The sequence below is a fragment of the Caballeronia sp. genome, assembly GCF_028292365.1.
Lineage (GTDB): Bacteria > Pseudomonadota > Gammaproteobacteria > Burkholderiales > Burkholderiaceae > Caballeronia.
Genome location: NZ_JAQGMM010000672.1, coordinates 1 through 4353 on the forward strand (window position 1 = coordinate 1; position 4353 = coordinate 4353).

5 protein-coding genes are annotated in these 4353 nt (G+C 60.5%); 4 read left to right on the forward strand and 1 reads right to left on the reverse strand.

The features are described from left to right. From JWR14_RS38310 to JWR14_RS38325, 4 genes are all read left to right on the forward strand, one after another. Positions 1-399 (forward strand): TOBE domain-containing protein (locus tag JWR14_RS38310; RefSeq protein WP_299720023.1); only part of this gene is annotated, 399 nt, incomplete at its 5' end. A gap of 51 nt (positions 400-450) precedes the next feature. Next, complete coding sequence (locus JWR14_RS38315) at positions 451-1770, forward strand: PotD/PotF family extracellular solute-binding protein (protein ID WP_299720025.1); 1320 nt, start codon at positions 451-453, stop codon at positions 1768-1770. A 57-nt stretch (positions 1771-1827) separates the two neighbouring features. After that, the gene (locus tag JWR14_RS38320; RefSeq protein ID WP_299720027.1) at positions 1828-2742 is read left to right on the forward strand and encodes an ABC transporter permease; all 915 of its coding nucleotides are present in this window, start codon (positions 1828-1830) and stop codon (positions 2740-2742) included. A 1-nt stretch (position 2743) separates the two neighbouring features. Beyond that, a complete protein-coding gene (locus JWR14_RS38325; RefSeq protein ID WP_299720029.1) occupies positions 2744-3658 on the forward strand; it encodes an ABC transporter permease in 915 nt (304 codons plus the stop codon). Between the two features lie 27 nt (positions 3659-3685). Here the strand turns inward: JWR14_RS38325 and JWR14_RS38330 are convergent. Further along, on the reverse strand, positions 3686-4353 hold a 668-nt coding region (locus tag JWR14_RS38330; RefSeq protein ID WP_299720031.1), incomplete at its 5' end, for an aminotransferase class V-fold PLP-dependent enzyme.

Consider the following 4353-nt stretch of genomic DNA (forward strand, 5'->3'; position numbering starts at 1 on the left):
CATGGGCGCATTGAACAAAGCGGTTCGCCATACGAAGTATTCAATCGGCCGCGCACGGAATTCGTCGCGCGTTTCCTCGGTGGACATAACGTGTTCGGCGCAAGCGGCCGCGCATTTACCGTGCGTGCCGATCATCTGCGGATTGCGCCGCACGGCTTCACACCGGTCCAGTCACCCACGAACGAAAGCGGCTTCAGCCGGATCGGCGGCATCCCGTGCACGGTCCGCGAAACCGAATATCAGGGAACCCATTTGCGCATGACGCTCGCCCCGCTCGACGGTTCACCCGACCTGGTTTCACTACTCCCCGATAACGAATACGACCCGCAGCGACTGGGCCCCGATGCGCGTGTCGTGGTCTGGTGGAACGAACAGGACGCCCATGCATTGGCGGCGTGAGAGAGGCTTATCCGTTGCATCGAACGACAATTTAAACCAAGGGAGATGGCCATGACCGAGCGTTACGAAGAACCGTCCGAACCCAGCACGATCGACTCGTCCTCAAGCTCCGCGACGACGGAACCGAAGGGTATGTCACGCCGCACCTTGCTCAAGGGCGCGGTCGCCGCGGCTGGCATTGCGGGGTTTCCGTACGTGCATGCGCAAGAAAAGATCACGCTTCGCTACCTGGGCACTGCGGTGAACCAGAGTTCGGATATCGCGAAGAAATTCCAGGAAGATACCGGCATCCAGATCCAGTACATCCCGGTCACCACTGACGACGTCGCCAAGCGCATCATCACGCAGCCGAATTCATTCGATATTGTCGACACCGAGTACTTCTCGCTGAAGAAGCTGATTCCCGCCGGCACGCTGGCCGGCATGGACGCGAGGAAGATCAAGCTCGCCGACAAGATCACGCCGGTGCTCACCCGCGGTGAAGTCGACGGCAAGAAGATTGGTGACCAGGGCACGGCCCCGAAGAAAGTGATGTTCCTGACGGGCGCGCGCTCGACCGAATTTTCGGCGACGCCCACCGAATGGATGACGCTGATTCCGACCACCTATAACGCCGATACGCTGGGCATCCGTCCTGACCTGATCAAGCGCCCGATCACTAGCTGGGCCGAGTTGCTCAACCCCGAATTCAAGGGGCGTGCCGCACTCCTGAACATTCCCGCGATCGGCATCATGGATTCAGCCATGGCGATCGAGGCAATGGGTCATGTCAAATACGGTGACAAGGGGAACATGACCAAGGCCGAGATCGACCAGACCATCAAGATCCTGATCGAAGCGAAGCGTGCGGGCCAGTTCCGCGCATTCTGGAAAGACTTCAACGAGAGCGTCAACCTGATGGCGTCCGGCGAGGTCGTGATCCAGTCGATGTGGTCGCCCGCCGTCACGAAGGTCCGCACGATGGGCGTTGCATGCAAATTCCAGCCGCTGAAGGAAGGGTATCGGTCGTGGGCGTCGGGCTTCGGGCTGCCGCGGTCGTTGCAGGGCCGCAAGCTTGACGCCGCCTATGAGTTCATCAACTGGTTCCAGGACGGCTGGGCCGGTGCCTACCTGATGCGCCAGGGCTATTACGCGGGTGTGCTCGAGACCGCCAAGACTCATATGCAGCCTTATGAATGGGACTACTGGATTGAAGGCAAAGCGGCCGCGCAGGACATCAAGGCGCCCGACGGCCAGTTGCTCGAAAAGGTCGGCACGGTGCGTGACGGCGGTTCGTACAACCAGCGCATGGGGGCGATCGCGTGCTGGAACGCAGTGATGGACGAGAACATCTACATGGTCCAGAAGTGGAACGAGTTCATCGCGGCTTAATGTGCATGGCCGGCTTGCACAGCGGCCGCATCTGTTTATTCAATAGGTAAAACCGCGATGGCATCGATCGAGCTACCCGTCCAACCGCTGGAGGCGACCGTCAAGCACCGGCGCGCCGCCGCCTGGCTGCAGGCGACGCCGCTTGCGTTGACCTTCCTCCTGTTCTTTCTCGTGCCGCTGGTCATCACGCTGATCGTGAGTTTCTGGGACTTCAACGAATACCAGATCATCCCCGCGTTTACGTTGAAGAACTACGTGGCGATCTTCGACGGCTGTTCTTCGATGACCGATGTCTGCGTGACCTTCAAGACCTACTGGTCGACGATCAAGTTCTGCGCGATCGTCTGGGCGGTGACGCTGGTGCTCGGTTTCACGATCGCGTATTTCCTGTCGTTCCACATTCGTTCATCGGGTATGCAGACGGTCTTGTTCCTTGTCTGCACCATTCCGTTCTGGACGTCGAACGTGATCCGGATGATCTCGTGGATACCGCTGCTCGGCCGCAACGGACTCGTGAACCAGGCGCTGCTTTCATCGCACATGATCGACAAGCCGCTTGACTGGCTGCTTTATTCGAACTTCTCGGTCGTGCTCGCGTTCGTGCATCTCTATACGTTCTTCATGATCGTGCCAATCTTCAACGCCATGATGCGCATCGACCGGTCGTTGCTCGAAGCCGCGCGCGACGCGGGCGCGAGCGGCTGGCAGGTGATCCGCGAAGTCGTGTTGCCGTTGTCGAAGACGGGCATTGTGATTGGTTCGATCTTCGTCATCACCATCGTCATGGGCGATTTCCTGACGGTCGGCGTGATGGGCGGGCAGCAGATTGCATCGGTCGGAAAGATCATCCAGGTGCAGACCGGCTACCTTCAGTTTCCCGCCGCCGCGGCCAACGCAATCATCCTGCTAGCCGTCGTGCTGATGATTGTCTGGGCTCTCACGCGCGTAGTCGATATCCGCAAGGAGCTTTGACATGGCAGCGATTCGTCAGGGTCTGAAGCACCCTCGCGAGCGGCGTCCCGCCAGTTTTTTCTGGCTTGCACTGGTGTTCGGGCTGTTCGTGTTGTTCCTCTACGGACCGGTCATCACTATCTTCATCTTGTCGTTCCAGGGCCCGGAAGGCGGTCTCACGTTTCCCATGCGCGGTGTTTCGCTGCACTGGTTCGCGGTGTTGCGCCAAGGTGTGGGAGACATAGACATCTGGGCCGCGTTCGGACGCTCGGTGCGTCTTGCCGCAGTCGTCACGGTGTTGACGGTGCTGTTCTCGGTCGCGGCAGGCCTCGCGTTTCGCAAGCGCTTTCGCGGCGACACAGCCGTGTTCTACGTGTCCGTCGCGAGTCTGATCATGCCGTCTATCATCGTGTCGCTGGGAATCGGGCTGACATTCCGGCTGCTCGACAACGGCGTGAAGTATCTTGCCGGCGCCTGGGGTCATCAATCGTTCGTCGACAACTACACCACGTCGATGGGACTCTATACCTCGGCGCTAGGCGCGCATCTGACCTGGACGCTACCCTTCGGACTGCTCGTGATGTTTGCCGTCTTCAACCGCTTCAACCCTGCGTATGAAGAAGCGGCTCGCGATCTTGGCGCGTCGCCTTGGCAGAGCTTTCGCCATGTGGTGTTGCCGATCATCGGGCCATCGGTGATTGGCGTCGGGATGTTTGGCTTCACGCTGTCGTGGGACGAGATCGCGCGCACATCGCAGGCGATCGGCGATCAGAACACGCTGCCGCTGGAACTCCAGGGACTCACGACGTCCGTCACCACGCCCGTGATCTATGCGCTCGGCACGATGACCACGATGCTGTCGCTGACAGTGATGGTAGTGGGACTGCTGACGGTGCAGTGGCTGAACCGGCGACGTTCGAGAGCACTGGCGGGCTGACCGTCAGTGCCTGCGTGCCGACGCAGATCAAGCCGCCGATAACGACCGCTCCAGCGCCGCCACGCCCGCGGGCAGATCCACCGGTACGCCGAGGTCGATCATGGTCCGGCCAAGCGCATGGATGGTCCTGAAGAGATGATGCTCGCGGCATTGTTCGCCCATCTGACCGATCCGTACAATCGGCGCGCCGAACGAGCCTGCAATCTCGACGTGATGAACGCGAGAGATATGAGCGCAAACGTCCGAACCGCTGATGCCCTGCGGCAACGCAATCCCCACTACCGAATTCAGCCGGCTCGGCTTCGGCACAAAGAGCTTCAGCGCCAACGCTTCAACGCCCGCTTGCAACGCGTTCGAACAGCGCTGATGACGCGCGAACCGGCGCTCGAGCGTCTCCGCACAAACCAGCCGAAGCGCCTCATGAAGCGCGAGCACGCCCGACACCGGCGCTGTGTAATGGTAGGACGCGTTATGCCAGAAGTTCGTGGCGAGCGCCGCATCGAGGCACCAGTGCGTAGGTGGGACAGGACGCGTCATGATGCGTTGCCACGCCGCTTCCGAGAACGCCAGCAGCGAGACGCCGGGAATCGATGACAGCCCTTTCTGGCCCCCGGTAATCACGGCGTCGATACCCCATGCGTCCATCGGCAGCGGCATGGTGCTCAGCGTGCAGACCGCGTCGACAATCACCAGCG